This is a genomic window from Galbibacter mesophilus (genome assembly GCF_023721415.1).
In the GTDB taxonomy this organism is placed as follows: Bacteria; Bacteroidota; Bacteroidia; order Flavobacteriales; family Flavobacteriaceae; genus Galbibacter; species Galbibacter mesophilus.
This window is the reverse complement of sequence record NZ_JAMQVC010000001.1, coordinates 568,355-588,800: the sequence shown is the minus strand read 5'-3', so window position 1 is coordinate 588,800 and position 20,446 is coordinate 568,355. Positions and strand designations below refer to the sequence as shown.

General features: G+C 36.7%; 24 protein-coding genes. 13 read left to right on the top strand and 11 right to left on the bottom strand.

All coding sequences use genetic code 11. The annotated features are described in order from the left end of the window. Nucleotides 1-190: 190 nt before the first annotated feature. Nucleotides 191-2,020 carry a family 43 glycosylhydrolase gene (locus tag NDQ75_RS02625; protein WP_202027825.1) on the top strand — a complete coding sequence of 610 codons (1,830 nt, stop codon included), beginning with the start codon at nucleotides 191-193 and terminating at the stop codon, nucleotides 2,018-2,020. A gap of 61 nt (nucleotides 2,021-2,081) precedes the next feature. Here the strand turns inward: NDQ75_RS02625 and NDQ75_RS02620 are convergent, their stop codons facing one another. Beyond that, nucleotides 2,082-2,999: a NifU family protein gene (locus NDQ75_RS02620; protein WP_202027824.1), complete on the bottom strand. Its 918-nt coding sequence runs from the start codon at nucleotides 2,997-2,999 to the stop codon at nucleotides 2,082-2,084. Nucleotides 3,000-3,083: 84 nt separating this feature from the next. Between NDQ75_RS02620 and NDQ75_RS02615 the strand changes: the two genes are divergently transcribed. The 5 genes from NDQ75_RS02615 (at nucleotide 3,084) to NDQ75_RS02595 (ending at nucleotide 6,120) form a co-directional block, all read left to right on the top strand. Then, entirely contained in the window at nucleotides 3,084-4,079 is a 996-nt protein-coding gene (locus NDQ75_RS02615; protein ID WP_202027823.1) for a PorP/SprF family type IX secretion system membrane protein, read from the top strand. 34 nt (nucleotides 4,080-4,113) lie between these two features. Next, nucleotides 4,114-4,629: a gamma carbonic anhydrase family protein gene (locus NDQ75_RS02610; RefSeq protein ID WP_202027822.1), complete on the top strand. Its 516-nt coding sequence runs from the start codon at nucleotides 4,114-4,116 to the stop codon at nucleotides 4,627-4,629. A gap of 115 nt (nucleotides 4,630-4,744) precedes the next feature. Then, entirely contained in the window at nucleotides 4,745-5,620 is an 876-nt protein-coding gene (gene fabD / locus NDQ75_RS02605) for an ACP S-malonyltransferase (RefSeq protein WP_202027821.1), read from the top strand. 120 nt (nucleotides 5,621-5,740) lie between these two features. Further along, nucleotides 5,741-5,902, top strand: coding sequence for a DUF1328 domain-containing protein (locus NDQ75_RS02600; RefSeq protein WP_202027820.1), 162 nt, complete (start codon nucleotides 5,741-5,743; stop codon nucleotides 5,900-5,902). Nucleotides 5,903-5,955: 53 nt separating this feature from the next. Then, nucleotides 5,956-6,120 carry a hypothetical protein gene (locus NDQ75_RS02595; protein WP_242513649.1) on the top strand — a complete coding sequence of 55 codons (165 nt, stop codon included), beginning with the start codon at nucleotides 5,956-5,958 and terminating at the stop codon, nucleotides 6,118-6,120. A gap of 52 nt (nucleotides 6,121-6,172) precedes the next feature. On the opposite strand, the gene NDQ75_RS02590 is transcribed toward NDQ75_RS02595, so the two are convergent. Continuing rightward, nucleotides 6,173-6,364 carry a hypothetical protein gene (locus NDQ75_RS02590; protein ID WP_242513648.1) on the bottom strand — a complete coding sequence of 64 codons (192 nt, stop codon included), beginning with the start codon at nucleotides 6,362-6,364 and terminating at the stop codon, nucleotides 6,173-6,175. 220 nt (nucleotides 6,365-6,584) lie between these two features. Between NDQ75_RS02590 and NDQ75_RS02585 the strand changes: the two genes are divergently transcribed. Together NDQ75_RS02585 and NDQ75_RS02580 are read left to right on the top strand one after the other, a co-directional pair. Next, nucleotides 6,585-8,021, top strand: a complete 1,437-nt coding sequence (locus NDQ75_RS02585) for a glycosyl hydrolase family 28 protein (protein ID WP_202027818.1) — start codon at nucleotides 6,585-6,587, stop codon at nucleotides 8,019-8,021. Nucleotides 8,022-8,144: 123 nt separating this feature from the next. After that, the gene (locus NDQ75_RS02580; RefSeq protein WP_202027817.1) at nucleotides 8,145-8,288 is read left to right on the top strand and encodes a hypothetical protein; all 144 of its coding nucleotides are present in this window, start codon (nucleotides 8,145-8,147) and stop codon (nucleotides 8,286-8,288) included. Between the two features lie 24 nt (nucleotides 8,289-8,312). Here the strand turns inward: NDQ75_RS02580 and NDQ75_RS02575 are convergent, their stop codons facing one another. Both NDQ75_RS02575 and dinB read right to left on the bottom strand, forming a co-directional pair. Further along, on the bottom strand, nucleotides 8,313-9,689 hold the full coding sequence (locus NDQ75_RS02575; protein WP_202027816.1) for an exonuclease domain-containing protein: 1,377 nt from the start codon (nucleotides 9,687-9,689) through the stop codon (nucleotides 8,313-8,315). A gap of 25 nt (nucleotides 9,690-9,714) precedes the next feature. Then, a complete protein-coding gene (gene dinB, locus NDQ75_RS02570; protein ID WP_202027815.1) occupies nucleotides 9,715-10,818 on the bottom strand; it encodes a DNA polymerase IV in 1,104 nt (367 codons plus the stop codon). Between the two features lie 95 nt (nucleotides 10,819-10,913). On the opposite strand from dinB, the gene NDQ75_RS02565 reads away from it, so the two are divergent. Genes NDQ75_RS02565 through NDQ75_RS02555 form a run of 3 tightly spaced genes read left to right on the top strand, consistent with a single transcriptional unit; the run spans nucleotide 10,914 to nucleotide 12,561 of the window. Then, a complete protein-coding gene (locus NDQ75_RS02565) occupies nucleotides 10,914-11,585 on the top strand; it encodes a Rossmann-fold NAD(P)-binding domain-containing protein (RefSeq protein ID WP_202027814.1) in 672 nt (223 codons plus the stop codon). Then, nucleotides 11,582-12,049 carry a CYTH domain-containing protein gene (locus NDQ75_RS02560; RefSeq protein WP_202027813.1) on the top strand — a complete coding sequence of 156 codons (468 nt, stop codon included), beginning with the start codon at nucleotides 11,582-11,584 and terminating at the stop codon, nucleotides 12,047-12,049. Before NDQ75_RS02565 ends, NDQ75_RS02560 begins: the two co-directional genes overlap by 4 nt. 2 nt (nucleotides 12,050-12,051) lie before the next feature. Continuing rightward, the gene (locus NDQ75_RS02555) at nucleotides 12,052-12,561 is read left to right on the top strand and encodes a YciI family protein (RefSeq protein ID WP_202027812.1); all 510 of its coding nucleotides are present in this window, start codon (nucleotides 12,052-12,054) and stop codon (nucleotides 12,559-12,561) included. A 71-nt stretch (nucleotides 12,562-12,632) separates the two neighbouring features. Here the strand turns inward: NDQ75_RS02555 and NDQ75_RS02550 are convergent, their stop codons facing one another. Beyond that, the gene (locus NDQ75_RS02550; RefSeq protein ID WP_202027811.1) at nucleotides 12,633-13,556 is read right to left on the bottom strand and encodes a hydroxypyruvate isomerase family protein; all 924 of its coding nucleotides are present in this window, start codon (nucleotides 13,554-13,556) and stop codon (nucleotides 12,633-12,635) included. Between the two features lie 231 nt (nucleotides 13,557-13,787). Then, on the bottom strand, nucleotides 13,788-14,264 hold the full coding sequence (greA, locus tag NDQ75_RS02545; protein ID WP_202027810.1) for a transcription elongation factor GreA: 477 nt from the start codon (nucleotides 14,262-14,264) through the stop codon (nucleotides 13,788-13,790). A gap of 154 nt (nucleotides 14,265-14,418) precedes the next feature. Between greA and NDQ75_RS02540 the strand changes: the two genes are divergently transcribed. Together NDQ75_RS02540 and pip are read left to right on the top strand one after the other, a co-directional pair. Then, nucleotides 14,419-14,859: a Rieske (2Fe-2S) protein gene (locus tag NDQ75_RS02540; protein ID WP_202027809.1), complete on the top strand. Its 441-nt coding sequence runs from the start codon at nucleotides 14,419-14,421 to the stop codon at nucleotides 14,857-14,859. A gap of 24 nt (nucleotides 14,860-14,883) precedes the next feature. Next, a complete protein-coding gene (pip, locus tag NDQ75_RS02535) occupies nucleotides 14,884-15,834 on the top strand; it encodes a prolyl aminopeptidase (RefSeq protein WP_202027808.1) in 951 nt (316 codons plus the stop codon). 39 nt (nucleotides 15,835-15,873) lie between these two features. On the opposite strand, the gene NDQ75_RS02530 is transcribed toward pip, so the two are convergent. The 5 genes from NDQ75_RS02530 to NDQ75_RS02510 all read right to left on the bottom strand — a co-directional run bounded on the left by NDQ75_RS02530 (nucleotide 15,874) and on the right by NDQ75_RS02510 (nucleotide 20,442). Further along, a complete protein-coding gene (locus NDQ75_RS02530) occupies nucleotides 15,874-17,436 on the bottom strand; it encodes a DUF4301 family protein (protein WP_202027807.1) in 1,563 nt (520 codons plus the stop codon). Then, nucleotides 17,411-17,998 carry an AAA family ATPase gene (locus tag NDQ75_RS02525; protein WP_202027806.1) on the bottom strand — a complete coding sequence of 196 codons (588 nt, stop codon included), beginning with the start codon at nucleotides 17,996-17,998 and terminating at the stop codon, nucleotides 17,411-17,413. Before NDQ75_RS02525 ends, NDQ75_RS02530 begins: the two co-directional genes overlap by 26 nt. After that, the gene (gene pnuC / locus NDQ75_RS02520) at nucleotides 17,953-18,591 is read right to left on the bottom strand and encodes a nicotinamide riboside transporter PnuC (protein WP_202027805.1); all 639 of its coding nucleotides are present in this window, start codon (nucleotides 18,589-18,591) and stop codon (nucleotides 17,953-17,955) included. Before pnuC ends, NDQ75_RS02525 begins: the two co-directional genes overlap by 46 nt. After that, nucleotides 18,575-18,835: a thiamine-binding protein gene (locus NDQ75_RS02515; protein WP_202027804.1), complete on the bottom strand. Its 261-nt coding sequence runs from the start codon at nucleotides 18,833-18,835 to the stop codon at nucleotides 18,575-18,577. The genes pnuC and NDQ75_RS02515 overlap by 17 nt, the downstream gene beginning before the upstream one ends. Nucleotides 18,836-19,185: 350 nt before the next feature. Continuing rightward, entirely contained in the window at nucleotides 19,186-20,442 is a 1,257-nt protein-coding gene (locus NDQ75_RS02510) for a BaiN/RdsA family NAD(P)/FAD-dependent oxidoreductase (RefSeq protein WP_202027803.1), read from the bottom strand. Nucleotides 20,443-20,446: the final 4 nt, after the last annotated feature.

Here is a 20,446-nt window from a genome sequence, read left to right as displayed (position 1 = left end):
AGGAATTTGTTTCCTTTTTTGATGAAATTTATCAATTGAGTTTGATTTTTTTAATTCAGCAGAAGAGAGCATTTTAAGTGTTAAAACAAACGATTTTTCAGTGTTGATGTACTTTTGATGTACTCCATTTCTTGTGGTGAATACTAGCTTTTGCGTAGTTTCGAACTTCACACATTTTAATATTCCCAAGATGATTAATTTCAATAGTACCTCGATTAAAACACTTTTTTTATCCGCACTTTGCTTTGGTGTGTTTGGTGGTGCGACAGCGCAAGATATGCTCGCCAAAAAAGACTATAAAACGTATTGCAACCCTATTGATATCGATTATACCTATATGTCGCATTACCGTGGAAGGAGCGATGTGTCTTATCGATCGGGTGCAGATCCTGCCATTGTTAATTTTAAGGGGAAATACTACATGTTCGTTACCCGATCCCATGGGTATTGGACTTCCTCAGATATGAGCGAATGGAAATTCATAAAGCCTCAAAGTTGGTATTTTAATGGGTGTAATGCCCCTGCTGCTGCGGTAAGGAATGGTAAGATTTTAATGTTGGGAGATCCTTCAGGAAGAGGGGCGGTTATTGAAACTGATAATCCTGAATTGGGTGATTGGAAAACCAATTATGCAGTTATAAATGTGCCAAACGGGGTACAAGATCCTAATATTTTCGTGGACGATGATAATAGTGTGTACTTGTATGAAGAATCGTCTAATAAATGGCCTATCCATGGGGTGCAATTGGATACCGCCAATTATTATATCCCGATGGGGGAACAAAAGGATTTATTCAATTTACAACCTGAAAAACATGGTTGGGAGCGATTTGGTCAAGACCATAAATCGGAATTGAAGCCTTTTATTGAAGGTCCGTGGATGGTTAAGCACGGAGATACTTATTATTTAGAGTATGGTGCGCCAGGTACACAGTGGAATGTTTATGCTGATGGCGTTTACACCAGTAAGAGTCCGCTCGGGCCTTTTGAATATGCACCCTATAATCCTATTTCTTATAAGCCGGGAGGATTTTTAAAAGGTTCTGGTCACGGAAGCACCGTTAGAGACAACAATGGAAATTACTGGCATTATTCAACGATGGCAATTTCCGTAAACTTTAAATTTGAAAGAAGACTGGGAATGTATCCTGCCGGTTTTGAGGAAAACGGACAAATGTTTGTGAATACCGCTTATGGCGATTACCCCCATTATTTACCTGGAACGGAAGTGGAAAACCACAAAGAGCGTTTTACAGGATGGATGCTACTTTCTTACAACAAGCCCGTAACTACTAACTCTCCACTGGTAGAGGGTGAAAGTAAAGTTGTAGACGAGAGTGATAAGGGCTACATGCAAGAGCAAATAAAAGGATATGAAATTGAAAAGATAAACGACGAAGAAATACGTTCTTATTGGGTTTCTGCTGCCAACAACGATTCCATTTACGTTCAAATGGATTTAAAAAAACCGATGGATGTAAAAGCTATCCAAATAAATTTTCAAGATTATAAAAGTAAAATCTTCGGAAAACCAGATACCCTAAAACAACGTTTTACCATTGAAGCTTCTTTAGACGGCAAAAAATGGCAAACAATTGCAGATTACTCAAAAAACAATCGCGACATGCCACACGGGTATATTGAGCTTAAAGAGTCTGTGGAAGCAAGATATATCAAATATAATCATGTGTATTGTACCAACGAGTATTTGGCTATTTCTGAATTGCGTGTATTTGGTAACGGAAAAGAAAGAAAACCGAAAACACCTAAGCATTTTGAAGCAAAACGACAAGAGGATAGGAGGAATGCCATGCTTACTTGGGATAAAGTGAAAGATGCTACTGGCTACGTAATCTATTGGGGTATCGATAAAGATAAGTTAAACCTATCCGCATTAATGTACGGTGAGCCCAATTATGAGTTAAGAGCGCTAAACACAGATCAAGGATATTATTATCAAGTGGAAGCTTTTAATGAAAACGGAATCTCCAAAAGAAGTGAGGTTTTGTATACCGAGTAATTAAATAAAAAGGCCTGAAAATAATCAATTTTCAGGCCTTTTTATTATTTACGATTCTATATTATCCGTTAATGGCAACCACTTCGTTTACTTTGCCATCCAGCATGCTTTTTAGCATATTTTCAATACCATTTTTCAAAGTAAAGGTAGAAGATGGACATCCGCTACAAGCTCCTTGTAAAATAACGCTTACGGTTTTAGAATCTTCATCGTACGATTGAAATAAAATATTTCCACCATCGCTAGCAACCGCTGGTTTAACGTATTCTTCCAAAATGTTGATGATTTCTTTGGAAGTATCATCTAAATTTTCCGTTGCTACGCTTTTGTTATTGGTCGCCTTATTTTGTTCGGAAGGAGATGCTGCTTCAGCATTTTCAGAAACAATCTCTTTGCCTTCTTCAATATAGGAGCGTATATATTCCCTTAATTCAGCCACAATATCGTCCCATTCGGCCATATCATACTTCAGAATAGAAATATAATTTTCATCCATGAAAACCTCTTTCACAAATGGAAAATGGAAAAGACAGGTAGCCAAAGGTGAATTTTTCGCTTCATCTATATTTTTAAACTCATAAGTTGAAAGCACCAACTTTTTGTTACTTACAAACTTAAGCGCCGCAGGATTTGGTGTGCTTTCTGCATATACCGTTACGGGAACTTTAGAAGGCGTATTTTCATCTTCTATAATTACCGGTTCGCCAGAATTTAAATAATTTTCAATTTGCTGAGCCACCTCGTTTTGTACATCAGGCCATTCCACGATGTCGTATCTTTCAATGGCTACAAAGTTACCGGAGATATATACGGTTTTGGTAAACGGCAAGTAAAAAAGTTGTTTGGCTAAGGGCGAATTTTTAGCCTCATCTACATTTTTAAACTCATAATTTTGCTTACGGGTTAAAAACTTGTTCGCCTCGAATTTTATAATAGAAGGCTGATTGGTAGGCTGTATTTTTATTTTGAAGGATTCCATTTTGTCTAATTTATGGCAAAATTACAAAACATATAGCATCTTTTAATATCTTTGGAGGATAACCTACTAATTTAAAATACGCTAATGGCTTTTTTTGCTCGATTTAGTGCTTTTGCACTATTGGTTCTCTCCCTAGCTACTACCCATGCCCAAGAAGGGGTCCCCGTGTACTTCGATTACCTTTCGGATAACTATTATTTAATACATCCTTCTATGGCAGGTGCCAGTAAAGGAGGTAAAATAAGACTAACTGCCAGAAAGCAATGGTTCGATGTGGAACGTGCGCCAGCGCTGCAAACTTTAAACGCAAATGTTAGAGTGGGTGAAAAAAGTGGAGTAGGAGCTATACTTTTTAACGACAGAAATGGATACCATTCGCAAACAGGAATGAAGTTAACCTACGCTCACCACTTAACTCTTTCCGAGTATAGGGACGGTGTTAATCAGCTTTCTTTTGGTATCAATGTGGGCTTTCTGCAAAGTAGATTGGATGAATCGGATTTTGTTTCAATTATTCCAGACCCTATAATTACAGGAACTAGCAACAATGTAAATTACTTTAATGTAGATGCAGGAATGTCTTATCATTTCCTAGAATTTTACACGCATTTCACGGTAAAGAATATATTGGGAAGTGGTCGTGACCTTTATTCTGCTGAAGAAATTGACAATCTAAGACGCTATTTGGTTTCCGCTGGATATGTTTTTGGTAAAAATCTTTGGCAAGTGGAACCTTCTTTTCTTTTGCAATTTTCTGAATATACTGAGGAGTCTTCTATCGATTTAAATGCGAAAGTATACCGGGAGTTTGAATTTGGAACACTTTGGGGCGGACTATCGTACCGGAGGAGTTTTGATGGAGCCCAGTATGAAATTGGAGGCGGTACTACTTCGCAAAAACTACAATTGGTGACTCCATTTGTTGGTATAAACCTGAAACGCTTTATGTTTTCTTATAATTATTCGTATCAACAAGGCGATATTCGCTTCGACGAAGGTGGTTTCCACCAAATAACGATTGGTTACGACTTCCTTCAGCCCGAGAAACGATATAATTGTAAATGCCCTGCGGTAAATTAATTGGCTAAGTTTACCTTTGTACAAAACAAAGGTTATGATTCTTAAAGAAGTAAACGGAAAGAAACCAACATTTGGCAAGGAAGTTTTTATTGCTGAAAATGCCACCATTGTAGGAGATGTGGTAATGGGAGATTACTGCAGCATTTGGTTCAACGCGGTCATTCGCGGAGATGTGCACTATATTAAGATTGGGGATAAAGTAAACATTCAAGACGGAGCCGTAATTCATTGTACTTACAAAAAACACCCTACAAATATTGGAAATAACGTATCCATCGGGCATAATGCCATTGTGCACGGTTGCACCATAGAAGATAACGTACTCATCGGCATGGGCAGCATTGTAATGGATAATTGTGTGGTAGAAAGTAATTCTATTATCGCTGCTGGTGCAGTAGTTACGCAAAATACGCACGTAGAATCCGGTTCTATCTACGCTGGTGTCCCTGCCAGAAAGGTAAAAGAAATAAGTGCCGACTTAAGTAAAAACGAAGTGGAACGCATCGCCAACAGCTACGTGATGTATGCCTCTTGGTTTAAAGATGAATAACCGATAGCGTTAAGTCAATTCTCGTATAAACAACTACACACAGGTTTAAGTTGCATTTGACACTAAAAACAATATAATTTCTATTTTTGCTGAAGAACAAGTAAAACGTAAAAGCATGAACGCATATATTTTCCCAGGTCAGGGAGCACAATTTGTAGGAATGGGACTCGATTTGTATGAAAAGTCCGATTTAGCTAAAAAACTTTTTGAAGAAGCCAACGATATTTTAGGTTTTTCCATTACAGAAACTATGTTTCAAGGAACGGCTGAAGACTTAAAGCAAACCAAAGTAACACAACCAGCTGTTTTTTTACATTCCGTAATTCTAAGTAAAGTTTTAGGGGATAGTTTTAAGCCAGATATGGTTGCCGGTCATTCGTTGGGAGAATTGTCTGCCTTAGTAGCCAACGATACGCTTAGTTTTGAAGACGGACTAAAACTGGTTTCAAGAAGAGCGATGGCTATGCAGAAGGCTTGTGAGATTACTCCAAGCACTATGGCTGCTGTTTTAGGTTTAGAAGATGCCATTGTGGAAGAGGTTTGTGAAACTACCGAAGGAATTGTGGTAGCGGCCAATTACAACTGCCCAGGGCAATTGGTGATTTCTGGTGAGGTAGAAGCTATTAACAAGGCTTGTGAAACGCTTAAGGAAAAAGGAGCTAAACGTGCTTTGGTATTACCTGTTGGGGGAGCTTTTCATTCTCCTTTAATGGAACCTGCTCGGGAAGAATTAGCAGCAGCTATCGAGCAAACAAATTTTAATAAGCCTATCTGTCCGGTTTATCAAAATGTAACTACCACGGCGATTACCAGTCCTGAGGATATAAAGAAAAATTTAATTGCTCAGCTAACAGCTCCAGTTAAGTGGACACAGAGTGTGCAAAATATGGTTAAAGATGGAGCATTACTTTTTACAGAGGTAGGGCCAGGGAAAGTATTACAAGGATTGGTAAAGAAAATCCATAGAGAATCTGAAGTAACTTCAGCATAAATAGTAATAATTTAATGACTTAACAGTGAGTTAACAAAATGAGTTAAATTTGTTTAAAATGTTAACAGTCAATGTTTTTAATACGTACCTTAGAGGTATAACCAAAAAAAATTAATAGATATGTTACGTTGGACAATCATTTTTTTAATAGTCGCTGTAATTGCAGCAGTATTCGGTTTTGGAGGTATCTCTGAAGCCTCTGCAGGAATAGCAAAAATTTTATTCTTTATATTCATTGTGCTGTTTTTAATTTCATTAATCAGCCGATTAGTAAAAAGATAAATCAAATAATTTTTAACCATTAAATAGAAGTCATTATGAAAAAGATATTATTAATGTGTGCTCTAGTGTTTTCGCTAGGAGCATTCACAACAAGTTGTAAGGAGAAGAAAGATACACCGGCCGAGCAGGTTGAAGAAGCTGCAGAGGATGTAGGTGATGAAATCGAAGAAGGTGCTGAAGAAGTCGAGGATGAAATCGACGACATGTCAGACAAATAAAATAAAAAAAAGCCACGATTTAAATCGTGGCTTTTTTTTAATATTTAAATTTTTAGGCAGTTAAAACGCAATCTTTGCAATCTTTAACTTTACCATAATACGTCTCTCTGTACTTGTGTAATGTTTTCATAGGCAGACCTAATAGGTGCTTTTTCACATAAGTAACTTTAACACTTATGCTGCCCATTTTTTTACTATACCTCTTTTCTAACTTCGTTCTTCTTTTAACTGTAATAAAACTCATAATACTTGTTTACAGTTACAAATATCCAAAATAGAATGCTTAAAGTCAAATAGTTATATCTTATGCTATTTATCGTACTAAAGGTAAAATCTATAGTTGTGGTAATTTTCAATTTGTTTTTTCAATTTAAAGATGCTTTATTGCGTTGAAAGACACCTTCACTAAGCCACCGATTATCAAGGTAATATTTTCTTATATTAGTTCTCTAAAACCAACCAAAATGTTTAGAAAACTAATATTTATATTAAGTTGCTTTGCCATTTTTATTGCCGAAGCACAGATTACTACCTGGAAAGGGCCTGAGGGTTTTTCTTCTGATGCTTTCTTTCAAGTTAAGGTGAACGGGACACCCGTTGAGGTGTACAATACTCCCATGGCGTCTTATTGTTCTTTTGATTTTGAAAAGGGTGTGACTGTAGAGGTTACTACTAAATATGATGTTCGATGGGTGGATATTCGGCCTTCTAGATTGAACATTTCTCCCGAGTATGTAACAGACAACACATTCCGGTTCGTTCTGGAAAAGCCCGAAAATATAAGCGTAGAACTTAACGGCAGAATAAAAGAACAGAATCTTTTCATTTTTTCTGATAAACCTGTAAAAGAGGCACCTCTCGAAGATAAGGATAATATAATTCGATTTGAAGCAGGAAAACTCTACAGTGATGTTCATTTGGAGCTAGAAGACAACCAAACTGTTTATATTGAAGGCGGAGCCGTCGTGCAGGGAACCATAGCTGCCAAAAACAAGGAGAATATTAAGATTAAGGGGAAAGGTATTTTAGATGGAAGTCTTAATGAGCAAAATAACAGACGAGGAATTGATTTTAGCCACTGTAAAAACATTTCCATTGAAGATATCATTTTGCATAACGGAACACGTTGGCAAGTCGCTCTCTTTCACTCCAGCGATATTCATATAAACAATATTAAAATTGTAAGTGAAGATGGAGGGGATGATGGGATAGATTTGGTGCAATGTCAAAATGTGCTCGTAGAGAATTCTTTTATTAGAACTAAAGACGATTGTGTGGCGGTGAAATCCGGTAGTATGAGCAAAAGTTTCGACCCAACCATTCCTACGGATAATATTTTGGTTAGAAACTGTACATTTTGGAATTCAATTTGGGGCAATGCCATTGAAATTGGTTTTGAGCTGTATTCCGATGAAGTAAAAAACGTTCGTTTTGAGAATATAGACATTCTTCACGTAGAAGCTGGAGCCGCTTTAAGTATACACAATGCGGGCCCCTCACATGTTTTTAATATTAGTTTTGAAGATATAAGAATAGAGGATGCACGCCAAAAGTTGCTCGATGTTGCCATATTTTACTCCCAGTGGGGGCCAGACAAAGTAGATGATAAGGATTATATCCGGGATAATTATTTGCATGGAGCTTGGGACGGTGTTCAAAAAATCCCGAATGGGAAATTTGAATACCATAAACAATTTAGAGGAAAAGTAAGTAATGTTACTTTTAAAAATATTGAGGTAATTGGCGGTATGTTGCCGTTTTCCGTATTTCATGGATTTGACTCAGATAAGAATGTAGAAGATGTAATTATTGATAACCTTTCTTACCAAGGAAAAAAGTTAACAACTAAAAAAGAAGCCAAAATCCGGACGCAAAATACTAATAATCTTGTGCTGAAATAGGTGTGTGCCAGCTAAAGTGTTCTTTGCTTAACTGTATAATATTCATTTGGAATGGGTTATTTTTAATGTGAAAAGCGTCACAGAGGGAGGTAACTAATGCGTACTTTTCAAAAAAATAATGCAATGAAAACAAGTACACTTTTTGGTTTAGCATCTACCGTTTTCGGGAGAAGAAAATATAAAATAGTTTTTGTAGGTATTCAGTTTGCCATGCTAGCATATCAAATGGCACAAAAAAGAAAGAAGTCCAAACGCCTTAAGAAATAGTTTAGAATTGTTGCATTCACCTATCTAAGCATAAACGACTTCCGCATTTTCGTTCTGGAGTAAATACTGTTCTACAATTCTTATAACATCACTATTATTCTTTTGGAGAGAAATAAAATTCTTGAATTCTTCAAAAGAAGTCACGGCTGTGTCATTTTCAATAAAGCCATATCCTTTATAAAGTCCTTCTTCAACTAAAACAATTGCTTTTTCTTTAATTGTTTTGCCTTTGGTAATAATGGCAAAACTTTGGTTCCGAATCGTCAATGATTCAATGGCCGCATTTACTCTGCTGTTATATTCTTCAATGGATTCTTTTGACTCACAAATACCTTTACAGTTGGATAATTTATAATGGTTACATCTTCCAGTCGCACTGCCAACAGGGATAAGTTGTGTGTATTTTGGACATAAATCGAATCGTTCTGCTAAATCTTCTAAAAATGAAGTGCATTCGTTCACCGAATAAAACACTGCCAAAGGATTTGAGACCAAGCTCAGCTTATTGAAAGCAAGTTGTATAATACCTTTTCTGTTTTTGTATGCTACAATTCCGAAACCTTTATTGGTTAATTTTTGGGCACGATTAAATTTAGGGAAGTGATGCTTTATAGCTGCCGATTCCATTAAAAGCGCCACAAGTTCGGAGCCTGATTCTTCAAAATCAATATGGGATGTTTCCCTGCACAAGGAAACTTCTTTCGCTTTTTTATCATAAAAATGACTAAGAACTCTTTTCTTTATGTTGATGGCCTTTCCAACATAAATTATTTGTCCGTTTATATCCTTAAAATAATAAACACCTGGCTTTTCCGGCAAGGCATCATATGTCTCTTTGGATAGTAAGGCAGGCAATGAAGCCTCGTTATTTTTGCCTTTTAATTGTTTTTTGATTTCGTTGTTTTCATCTTTCTCCAGCAGTTTTTCAAAAAGAATAACCGTCGCGTCGGTATCTCCCTTGGCTCGGTGGCGATTAAAAAGAGGGATGTCTAGATAACTACATAGTTTTCCCAAACTGTAAGATCGTAAGCCGGGGTATAGTTTTCTAGACAATCGAACGGTACATAGTTTTTTTCTGCTGAAGTCAATTCCAATATTTTTAAACTCATTACGAACAACATTGTAATCGAAATTCACGTTGTGCGCCACAAAAACACAATCGGTTGTCACTCGAAGCACTTCTTGGGCAATTTCTTTAAAAGTTGGCGCTGTGGCTACCATGTCATTGTCAATTCCCGTTAAGGAAACTACGTAGTTGGTAATTAAGGATTGCGGATTCACCAAAGTTTGGTACTCATCAATTATTTTTTTGCCATCGTGAACCACAATGGCAATCTCAGTAATTTTTTGACCACTTCCACCCAATCCGGTGGTTTCAACATCTATAATAGCAAACTTCATATTCATTGGTAATACGCCGTAATTTCTAAAAATCAAATTTTAGCTGAACTGAAATGGTTTCTTTAATGGTTTCTTTTGCTTTGTCTTTTTCCGTGTTTAAATTGGCTAAGGAAATTCCCAACAAACGCACTGAATTTTCCAGCCTTTCTTGATACAATAATTCTTTGGCTGTTTCTAAAATTAAACTTTTATCAGCAATAAAATAATCTAATGTTTTACTGCGTGTTTGCAACTTAAAATCACTGTATTTTATTTTTAATGTAATTGTTTTTCCAGCAATTTTGTTCTTTTTGAGTCGCCTTTCCAATTCATCAGCAATGTTTTCCAACCGTTCCAGCATGAAAATCTCACTACTTAAGTTTTCGCTAAACGTTCTTTCAGCGCCAACGGATTTCGGAATTCGGTTTGGTTTTACGGCGCTTAGGTGAATTCCACGAACCACATTGTAATAAAAAGAGCCACTTTTGCCAAAATGTTCTATAAGATATTCCAAAGATTTGGATTTTAAATCTTTGCCGGTAAAAATCCCTAGCTGATACATTTTTTGGGTAGTCACTTTGCCAACACCATAAAACTTTCTGATTTCTAAATCTTCCAAAAATGGAATAACTTCATCAGGTTCCACCGTTTTTTGTCCATTTGGTTTATTGTAATCGCTGGCTACTTTCGCAATAAATTTATTGATTGAAATTCCTGCAGAAGCTGTTAGGCCAACTTCTTCTAAAATACGTTGTCGAATTTCTTTTGCAATATTACTGGCGGACGGATTTCCTTTTTTATTGACGGTAACATCCAAATAAGCTTCATCTAAAGAAAGCGGTTCTACCAAATCGGTATAATCAAGAAAAATCTGTCGGATTTTAGAAGATATCTCTTTATAACGGTCAAATCGGGTCCGTACAAAAATAAGTTCAGGACAATTTTTTTTGGCCAGATAACCACTCATAGCACTTCGCACTCCAAATTTACGCGCTTCGTAACTGGCAGCAGATACCACGCCGCGCTTTTCACTTCCGCCAACGGCAATAGGTTTCCCTTTTAGTTCGGGATTGTCCATCTGTTCTACCGATGCATAAAATGCATCCATATCTACATGGATAATTTTTCTAAGCGGAAATGAATCGTGCATGTGCAAATTTAAATTAATTCATTCGAAGTGTTTCGGTGTGCTTCAGAAATAATAAGTAACTTTAGGATAAGGATAAAACACGAGAAAATTTCAGCATGGAAAAAAGGAATAAGACAGCCATTATTCTAGGGGCGACCGGACTAACGGGTGGCATTTTATTAAAAAAGTTGCTCAATGATACTCGGTACAACCGTATTAAATTGTTTTCTAGAAATTCCGTGGGTATCGACAATCCGAAGATTGAAGAACACATTGTAGATCTTTTCGACTTAAAATTGCATAAGGAAGATTTCGTTGCCGATGAGGTGTACTGCTGTATTGGAACAACAAAATCGAAAACTCCAGATAAGAGCAAATACAAAGCAATTGATTATGGAATCCCCGTTGCTGCTGCTATCCTTTGCATAGAAAACAACATCCCTGTATTTACTGTGATTTCTGCTTTGGGAGCAAACCCTGATAGTAAAATATTTTATAATCGGGTAAAGGGTAAAATGGAAGAAGAAGTGATGAAGCTAAAAATCCCAAAAACGTATATCTTGCAGCCTTCATTAATCAGTGGAAAAAGAGATGAAAAACGAGCTGGGGAATGGATTTTCAAACAATTGATGAAGGGCCTTAATTATTTGTTGGTAGGACCGCTTAAAAAGTACAAATCCGTTACACCTAAAACCATTGTCAAGGCAATGATTAATTTGGCAAATGGAACCTACCTTTCTGGAAGAATTGAAAATGATAGAATTAAAGAAATTGCTCAAGAAAAATGATTGAAATAGAACGGAAGTTTTTGGTAACTTCGGAAGATTACAAATCGCAAGCAAGTAGCAAAACGAGAATCGTTCAGGGGTTTTTAAACAAAGATCCGCAGCGTACTGTACGGGTGCGAATTAAAGGAAACCAAGGTTTTATAACGGTGAAAGGAGTTTCCAATGATGCAGGCACCAGTAGATTTGAGTGGGAAAAGGAAATTACGGTTGCTGAAGCAGAATCATTACTAAAACTTTGTGAGAAAGGGATAATCGATAAATACCGATATGAAGTTAAATTAGGTAATCATACGTTTGAAATAGATGCCTTTTTGGAAGACAATGAGGGACTGGAGATTGCTGAAGTGGAGCTACAGTCTGAAAATGAAGCTTTTGAAAAACCAAATTGGTTGGGTGAGGAGGTAACGGGAGATGTACGATATTACAATTCGCAATTGGCTAAGAATCCATTTAAAAACTGGTAAATATGAAAAAAACATATACCATACAAATACTTGTTTTTCTTGTAGTAATCGGCTTTGCTTCCTGTAAAGAGTCCACGAATTATGATAGCGCTGCTGAAGTTCCTAGCAAAACCGATTCATTACCATCCGTAAAGGAAATCAAAGCGAAACTTGACTTGGAAGGTTTCAAGACATTTGATTATGTTGATGAAAAATCGGGAGACACAATTTTAATGCAACAATATTTTATCGCTTTCCTTAAACGAGGGGAAAGTCGATCCCAAAACAAAGTAGAAGCCGATAGTCTTCAAAAATTGCATTTAGCGCACCTAACAAAAATGTATGAAATGGGCTATGCAGATATTTCAGGTCCTTTTGGGGATAATGGCGACATACGCGGAATTACCATTTACAACGTCCCAACAATGGAAATGGCGGATAGTTTGGCAAATGCCGATCCTATGGTAAAGGCTGGCCGACTTGCTATTGAGATACATCCTTGGTGGGCGGCAAAGGGATATCCGTTGCGGTAATCCCTTTACATCCCGATGTTTAATAGTTTGTGTAAGATAAGCGAAACAGGTTAAGCCCTCTGAATGAGGGTTTAGAAATCATCACACTGTTTATAGGCCTCAATAACCGCCCATTCACCTTCTTCTCCAGATTGGGAATTGCCGTGCTCCATGCCCAAGACGCCTTTAAATCCTTTTTCGTGAATATATTTAAAAATGTTTTTGTAATTGATTTCCCCGGTGGTCGGTTCTTTTCTTCCTGGATTGTCTCCCATTTGAAAATAACCAATCTCATCCCAACAGGCTTCGATATTCGGGATTAGGTTACCTTCCGTAATTTGTTGATGATAAACATCAAAAAGAATTTTGCAAGAAGGTGAGTTCACAGCTTTGCAAATTTCATAAGCTTGTGCAGAGCCTTTTAAGAATTGTCCTGGATGGTCCCTGAAGTTTAAGGGTTCCAAAACCATAGTAATTTCGTGCGGTTCCAAAATTGCGGCCGCTTGTCTTAAGGTTTCCACAACATTTGCAGTTTGGTATCCGGCATCCAAACCTAAATCAACATGACCAGGTACTACGGTAATCCATTTGGCGTTAACCCGTTTAGCTACAGTTACTGCCTCTTTAATAGAAGAAAGGAATTCTTCTCTCAGTGTTGCATCGCCATTGGTTAAGTTTGGTTTCCCCCAATAAATTTTATGAGCAACAAAAACACCCATGGTAATGCCTCGTTCTTTCATGACTTTTGCCATCGCTTCCTGTTCTTCTACAGGGCGCTTCATCATGTTGTTGTCTTCAAAAGCAGTGAAACCTTGATCAGCCATAAAATTGAGTTGATCCACGGGGTCTTTCCCTGCAAGGTTTTCAAACATTCCTAGGTGCGGCGCATATTTAAGATTGAAAGTATGTTTTTTACCTTTTTTGGAATTTTTAGGAAAAGCAAAAGCTCCAGCAGATACTACTGAAGCTCCTATGGTGGTTGCTATAGTGTTATGAAGAAATTTTCTTCTTTGCATATTGATTGGTTTTAAATATTTAATTGTTTAGAGTAACACCTTTAGAAAAGCCTAAAATCCCAAAAATAGAACTAGCTGTAGAAGTAAAGGCGTTAAATCAAAGACCCCGACGCTTATGGTCGGGGTTAGTTCAACTTAGAATTTCGAAAACCAATATTATTGGGTTCTCGAAATTGAGTTTCACTAATAAAGGTTAAATATACTAAAAAAACCAAAATGCAATAAAGAGGCTTAATCTCTTGTGATTTCTAGGATTTCAAACTTTAAAACTCCGTTTGGTACTTTTACTTCTGCAATCTCCCCAACTGATTTTCCAAGAAGTCCTTTTCCAATGGGTGAGTTCACCGAAATTTTACCTGATTTTAAATCGGCTTCGCTTTCGGCTACCAATTTATATTTCATTTCCATTCCGTTGTTTTGGTTTTTAATTTTCACGTTGGAAAGTGCCAGAACTTTAGAGGTATCCAACTGCGACTCGTCTATAACTCTTGCGTTTGCTAAGGTTTCTTCCATTTTAGAAATTCGCATTTCCAGTAAACCTTGTGCCTCTTTTGCGGCATCATATTCTGCGTTTTCAGATAAATCCCCTTTATCCCTAGCTTCTGCTATGGCTTGTGAAGCTTTTGGGCGCTCCACGCTTTTTAAATGTTCTAATTCTGCTCTTAATTTTTTTATGCCCTCTTCTGTGTAATAAGATACTTTACTCATAACTTCATCGTTTATAAATACAAAAAATCCCCTTTGTCCAAAGAGGATTCAAACAAATATACAAAATTTTAATTAACGTTTAACCAGTATATTGACGGCTAAAAAAGTAAATTTTTTAAAAACTATTGTACCTTGCGCCATATATCTTTTGAAAATGAAAAACTTATTTTTCCTCCCTTTATTGTTGATTATTGTTACAGCTTGTAGCAGTGACGACTCCTTTGATAATAATCCGTTTTTGCCGGAACCAAGTTTCAGTTTCAATATTAATTTAAACTTGCCAAAGTATGCGAGTTTGGCCAACCCTGGAACTGCTGTGTATGTGGATGAACCCAATGTTGGAATTAAAGGAGTTTTTGTTTATCACTACGGAACCGGAACTTATTTAGCTTGGGAAGCTAGTTGCCCTAACCAAGTGCCCAGCGATTGTTCTAGAATGGAGCTTAGCACTCCGTTGGTGATATGTAATTGCGATGATTACAAATATGAATTGCTTACGGGAAGTATTACTGATTATGAAGGAGAGGAGAAAGTGTATCCTTTACAGGCTTACAGAGTTTCTGTAAATGGTAAGAATATCCGGATTTATAATTAGCTGCTTTTTAGTTGAAAGAACTTTATGGGAGATATCGAAATGAATAAATTTTTACTTCGTAAAGGTTTTTTAAAAGTAGATCACCATCATGAACTTTACTATGAGGTTTGTGGTAACCCTTTAGGGATTCCGATATTATTTGTTCATGGTGGACCTGGTGCAGGTTTTACAGAAGCAGACAAGCGGTTTTTTGATTATGAAGTTTTTAAAGTTATTTTTTATGATCAAAGAGGTGCATCTAAAAGTAAACCATTTGGAAGTACTGAAACAAATACCACCCAGGAACTTGTAAATGATATCCTAAAAGTTTTAAACTTTCTGAATATAGAATCATGTTATGTATTTGGAGGTTCATGGGGAACTACCCTTTCTCTTTGTTTTGCCATTGAAAATCCTGATAAAGTTAAAGGGCTAATTCTACGGGGAGTGTTCCTGGCGGACAGAAACGCTATTAATCATTATTTGGGAGGAGGGGTAAAGACTTTTTATCCAGAAGCTTGGATGAGGTTTATAGATAAGGTTCCTGAAAATGAAATAGGAAATGTGCCTTCATTTTATCTTGAACAAATGAAAAATGGATCTTCAGAAACGCGTAGCTTTTTTGCTTACGAATGGGCTTATTATGAAATTTCAATTTTTCAAAAGTGTATTTCGTCAAAACAAATTGAAGGAATACTTGAAAGAATACCATATGAGTCTCTTGCAACTTTAGAAGCACATTATTTAAGCAATAATTGTTTTCTTCAAGAAGGGTTTATTATGAATAATGTTGAAAAAATAGAAAACATTCGTACATATATTATTCATGGGAGGTTTGATATGATTTGCCCTCCAATTCAGGCGTATAATCTTAACCAAAAATTGAAAAACTCTACAATGAAAGTTGTCGATGCAGGTCATTCCGACTTTGAGTCAGAGATAGAAAGCGCAATTAAAAACGCTTTAGAAGAAATAAAAAGGATAGAGTATAACTAAAAACAAACCCCGAAAGTTTTACGTTTCGGGGCTTCAAAATTATTTGTCTTTTACCTGATGCGCTGGTTTTAGTAAGTCTACCACAGTTTTAACAGGGTTAAAGGTGGTAAGCGGAACTTCAACAAAAATAGTATTCCAAAAAGCCATACCGCCATTCCAAAGTCCGGGTAACTCAAGAGCTTTTAATTCTTTTCCTTCTTTTGTTTTGGTAGTGATAAATGCCTGTTGTGGATCTACATAATCCAGTAGATTGTATTTTTCACCTTTGTAGTTTTTAATACTGCAAACAATGTCCACGGGATTAAAATGTGTAGCACCTTTCAAAATATCCAACTGGAATTTGTTGTTAGTGTCTATTTGAGGTGTTTCTACGATTTGTAAGGAGATATTCCCGTCTTCATCCTTTATCCAAAACGGACCTCCACCAGGTTCTCCTTCATTTTTCACCATACCACAGATACGGATAGGCGCATTTAATTTTTCTTTTAAAAACTCTATTTGATACACTTCCTTATATTTATCCACATCGGGTTTTACATGAACGTTTAGTTCATTTTTAAGGAACGTTTTAATTTCTTCTATCTTCTTTTCATCGGGTGTGGTTTCATCAAGAAGTTTCGCGTATTCGAAAGCTTTGTTCTGTACTTCCAGTAATTTTCCGGCAAGAATTTTCTTAAATTGTGCTACTTCGTGCTTGTATTTGTACACCACTACATTATCGATATTTTTAATGAAAATAATATCGGCATCTTGATCGTTTAGATTTTCTATCAAAGCCCCGTGTCCACCAGGACGGAACAAAATTTCCCCAGACTCGAGTCGGAAGGGTTCGTTTTTCATGGTTACAGCCAAAGTATCGGTAGATTCCTTTTGAAAGGAAAAAGTAGTGTCAAAAGTAACACCTGTTTTTTCTTTCACGCGATTGCTGATTTTTTCCATTTCATCATCAAAATCGGTGTTGTGCTCTTTGGAAATGGTAAAATGTAGTTTAGCAACCCCATTTGATTCGTCGTAGAGGGCAGCCTCGTACATGTGCTCTTCAAAAGCGGTTGCAGGGTGTGTTTTGTATTTGTGGAAAGGCAATAATCCTTTCGGACTGGAACCATAATCAAACTCATCTTTGTCCAGAAGAATTTTTATAAAGTAATACTTCTGAAAATGGTCTGGTAAGTTTAAAAAATCGGGGTGCTTTTCAACAAACCGTCTAATAACTGCTTCGTAGAACGGAAATTTCTCTACCCCAATAAAAAAGGTTCTAATAATATCTGCCTTTTCCCTATTAACATAGGCATTGATGGTTTCGTTGGCCGGATTATAATTATTTAGAAACTGAAAAAGCGCTTTAAACATTCTAGTAGCCGCCCCAGAGGCCGGCACAAATTTCAATAAGTTTAAGTTGTCTTTGTTCTCTTCAAAAAGGGAAACATATTTTTTCTTCTCTTCGTCGGAAAATTTATGGATACCATGCCCGATAGTTGCGGCAGCCAATAGATTAACAAACGGAATTCCTTTTTTAAAAATCTCTATTTGTTCATTTATCTGTTTTTCTCCTATTCCTTTTTGTTTAAGTTGTTTTTTATCGGCTTCGGTGAGTGTCATCATACTTATTAATAAGTTTTTCTATATGGTTACTAGCTGTCTGCAGGCGGGTTTTAAAATCTCCTTTCAGCAGAACATATTGTATGTTATTGGTTTCCAAAGTGTTTTTAAAACGAAGAAACATGTTTTCACGGTCGTTAGGTTTGTCCCGTAAATCATCTTCTTCCCAAGGCACATCAATATACGTTAAAAAATACAAATTATATTCGTTTTTAAGGGCATATTTTTCAATGGGCTCGGGGCAGTAGCCATTGTAATACGCTTCCGAATATACTTTAAGTTCTAGCAAGTTGGTATCGCAAAAAAGTATTTTATTAGCCTTATCAGAGAGATTGTTCTCCCAAAGCATTTGTCCTTCAGCAATAGGAAGCAAATCTTTTGGTTCGCAAATTTTCTTTTCTTTATCCCACTTTTCTTGTAGGTATTCACGCATGTATTCCGGCACCCATTTGGTGTTGTATTGGTTTGCCAGCGTTTCTGCGAGTGTAGTTTTTCCCGTAGATTCTGGTCCAAATAGCACTACTTTAATAAGGTCTGCGGATTTTTGTTTAAGTTTTTCTTCCATGCTTTATAACCGTAAATGGCTATTACTGTAAATAATAAATATTGTAAACTGGTAAATGCCAATCCTTTGTAAAGATACAAAGGAACTGAAATAAGGTCTCCAACAATCCAATACACCCAATTTTCAAGCTTCTTTTTTGCCATTAGCCACATGCCTACAAAGAATATAGCCGTGGTAAGAATATCTACATAAGATACCCAAGACTCCCATTTATTAAAAAACTCGTAAACAGCATATACAAAAACGGCAGTAGCTAAAAATAGGAATATAGAAACTATCTTTTCCTTTTTATTGGTTTTGGTGATGGCAATAAAGTGGGTTTCATCTACTTTTCTTGTCCAAACATACCACCCGTAAATACTCATTGAAAAGTAATACGCGTTAATCATCATGTCGCCTAGCAATCCGTATTGAAACAATATATACACAAAAATGGCTGTACTGATGATACCTGTAGGATACACCAGAATGTTCTCCCTTTTTGAATACCAAACGCTTAAAAAACCAAAGATTACCCCAATAATTTCAAGGACAATAAAATGTGTGGGAACACCTTGATACTGACTGAAAAGCCAATCAAAAATGAGGTTCATAGTCGCTGCGGTCGGATTTTACAATTTTCATGTACAACAAGCCTTTGTCCATCATTTCAAACACCTCTTTTATTTCGGTCGTTAGCACCTTCATGACTTGATCGTAATCACCATAAACTTGCGTGCTCAATGGATTTTCCAAAACAGTAAGTCCGCTCTCGCGCATTTGTTTTATAAAATGAATAATAGACGGTTCGTAATCGTCTTGTATGGGAGTTAAGGTTAATTCTACTGATATTTTCACAAATTTGAATTTTATTAAATTAATTACAAAGCTAAAAGGTTCGAGATTGATTTATATTGCGTTTTTTCATTTCTTTTGCTCGCCCAAAAGAAACGAAACAAAGAAAACGGCGCCTTATCAAATGAATTTTTTCGACCGTTAAGTCGAAAAACCGTAATCAAAACTCCGCGTCGCGAAATGCTTTCGCTCCTGTTCTCGGAGCTTTTGATTACTATTCAGCAGATAAGGTTTTTTAAATTTAGTTTCTTCTTCTATTTCTTTGTGCCAAGTTTATTTCAGTGTAAAGCACAGAAATATGTTACCATTCAAAACAAAGATACAAAGGCATAGGGCTTTAGAAGATTAAAGTACTAGGAATTTTCGCAAATGGCTTGGGCGGCAATAAATGCCCCGGTCCATGCATTTTGAAAATTAAATCCGCCAGTAACTGCATCGATGTTAAGAACTTCCCCTGCGAAAAATAGATTTTTAAAGAGCTTACTCTCGTAAGATTTAAAATTAATTTCCTTTAGGGCGACACCACCAGCAGTTACAAACTCTTCTTTAAAAGTGCTTTTACCATTAACTTCAAATATGGCGGCAGTAAGTTGCGTAGCTAGTTTTTGAAGTTGCTTTTTGGAAATATCCGCCCAATTGGACTGTTCTTGAATGCCACTTGCTTCAATAATTTTAAACCAAAGGCGTTTTGGAAGGTCGAACGGACGTGTATTTGTTATCGTTTTTTTTGCTTCTGAATTTTTTACATCCAGCAATTCAGTAAAAATTTCTTCCGTAGCATATTTAGGAAGCCAGTTTACTTGTATTTTAAAATGATACTTCAACTGAAAAAGCTCGCGTGCTCCCCAAGCGGATAACTTTAGGATGGCAGGGCCGCTCATTCCCCAATGGGTTATCAGTAAAGGTCCGGAAGCTTTGGCTTTTTGTCCGTTTTCCAGCTTTATAGGTAATTTGTTAGGATGAAGCAATTTTACTTCCGCAGGAGAAGAAACCCCCATAAGGTCATTTATTCGGTTGTCTTTAATATTAAAAGTAAACAAAGAGGAGACAGGAGGAACAATGGTATGCCCTAAAGTTTCTAATAGCTTCCATATTTTAGGATTGCTTCCTGTTGCAACAAGCAGTTTGTGGGCTTTCAATTCCCCTTGTGAGGTTTCCAGCTGCCAAGTTTGTATTTCTTCCGTAGGGGGTAGTATACTTTTAACGGAGCAATTGGTGTTTACTTTTATGCCTAGTTTATCCACTTCCGAAGTAAAACAATCTATAATAGTTTGAGAGGAGTCGGTTTCTGGAAACATGCGACCGTCTTCTTCAATTTTCAGGGGAACGCCACGTTCTTCAAAAAAAGCAACGGTATCGCCACTACAGAAGGTATGAAACGGACCTTTAAGTTCTCTTTGCCCTCTAGGGTAAGCTTTTACAAGTTCGTTGGGTACAAATTCGGCATGGGTGACATTGCAACGGCCACCTCCAGAAACTTTTACTTTAGTGAGCACTTCTTTTCCTCTTTCCAGGATTACTACGGAAAGATTGGGTTTTTGCTGTGCCACTTGTATGGCTGCAAAAAAACCGGCCGCGCCGCCACCTACTATTGCTACATCGAAAATCATTGGA

Bases quoted from the DNA above. Each gene is read 5' to 3' on its own strand.
- NDQ75_RS02625 (WP_202027825.1), top strand. From the start codon at position 191: ATGATTAATTTCAATAGTACCTCGATTAAAACACTTTTTTTATCCGCA.
- NDQ75_RS02620 (WP_202027824.1), bottom strand. From the start codon at position 2,999: ATGGAATCCTTCAAAATAAAAATACAGCCTACCAATCAGCCTTCTATT.
- NDQ75_RS02615 (WP_202027823.1), top strand. From the start codon at position 3,084: ATGGCTTTTTTTGCTCGATTTAGTGCTTTTGCACTATTGGTTCTCTCC.
- NDQ75_RS02610 (WP_202027822.1), top strand. From the start codon at position 4,114: ATGATTCTTAAAGAAGTAAACGGAAAGAAACCAACATTTGGCAAGGAA.
- fabD (WP_202027821.1), top strand. From the start codon at position 4,745: ATGAACGCATATATTTTCCCAGGTCAGGGAGCACAATTTGTAGGAATG.
- NDQ75_RS02600 (WP_202027820.1), top strand. From the start codon at position 5,741: ATGTTACGTTGGACAATCATTTTTTTAATAGTCGCTGTAATTGCAGCA.
- NDQ75_RS02595 (WP_242513649.1), top strand. From the start codon at position 5,956: ATGTGTGCTCTAGTGTTTTCGCTAGGAGCATTCACAACAAGTTGTAAG.
- NDQ75_RS02590 (WP_242513648.1), bottom strand. From the start codon at position 6,364: ATGAGTTTTATTACAGTTAAAAGAAGAACGAAGTTAGAAAAGAGGTAT.
- NDQ75_RS02585 (WP_202027818.1), top strand. From the start codon at position 6,585: ATGTTTAGAAAACTAATATTTATATTAAGTTGCTTTGCCATTTTTATT.
- NDQ75_RS02580 (WP_202027817.1), top strand. From the start codon at position 8,145: ATGAAAACAAGTACACTTTTTGGTTTAGCATCTACCGTTTTCGGGAGA.
- NDQ75_RS02575 (WP_202027816.1), bottom strand. From the start codon at position 9,689: ATGAAGTTTGCTATTATAGATGTTGAAACCACCGGATTGGGTGGAAGT.
- dinB (WP_202027815.1), bottom strand. From the start codon at position 10,818: ATGCACGATTCATTTCCGCTTAGAAAAATTATCCATGTAGATATGGAT.
- NDQ75_RS02565 (WP_202027814.1), top strand. From the start codon at position 10,914: ATGGAAAAAAGGAATAAGACAGCCATTATTCTAGGGGCGACCGGACTA.
- NDQ75_RS02560 (WP_202027813.1), top strand. From the start codon at position 11,582: ATGATTGAAATAGAACGGAAGTTTTTGGTAACTTCGGAAGATTACAAA.
- NDQ75_RS02555 (WP_202027812.1), top strand. From the start codon at position 12,052: ATGAAAAAAACATATACCATACAAATACTTGTTTTTCTTGTAGTAATC.
- NDQ75_RS02550 (WP_202027811.1), bottom strand. From the start codon at position 13,556: ATGCAAAGAAGAAAATTTCTTCATAACACTATAGCAACCACCATAGGA.
- greA (WP_202027810.1), bottom strand. From the start codon at position 14,264: ATGAGTAAAGTATCTTATTACACAGAAGAGGGCATAAAAAAATTAAGA.
- NDQ75_RS02540 (WP_202027809.1), top strand. From the start codon at position 14,419: ATGAAAAACTTATTTTTCCTCCCTTTATTGTTGATTATTGTTACAGCT.
- pip (WP_202027808.1), top strand. From the start codon at position 14,884: ATGGGAGATATCGAAATGAATAAATTTTTACTTCGTAAAGGTTTTTTA.
- NDQ75_RS02530 (WP_202027807.1), bottom strand. From the start codon at position 17,436: ATGATGACACTCACCGAAGCCGATAAAAAACAACTTAAACAAAAAGGA.
- NDQ75_RS02525 (WP_202027806.1), bottom strand. From the start codon at position 17,998: ATGGAAGAAAAACTTAAACAAAAATCCGCAGACCTTATTAAAGTAGTG.
- pnuC (WP_202027805.1), bottom strand. From the start codon at position 18,591: ATGAACCTCATTTTTGATTGGCTTTTCAGTCAGTATCAAGGTGTTCCC.
- NDQ75_RS02510 (WP_202027803.1), bottom strand. From the start codon at position 20,442: ATGATTTTCGATGTAGCAATAGTAGGTGGCGGCGCGGCCGGTTTTTTT.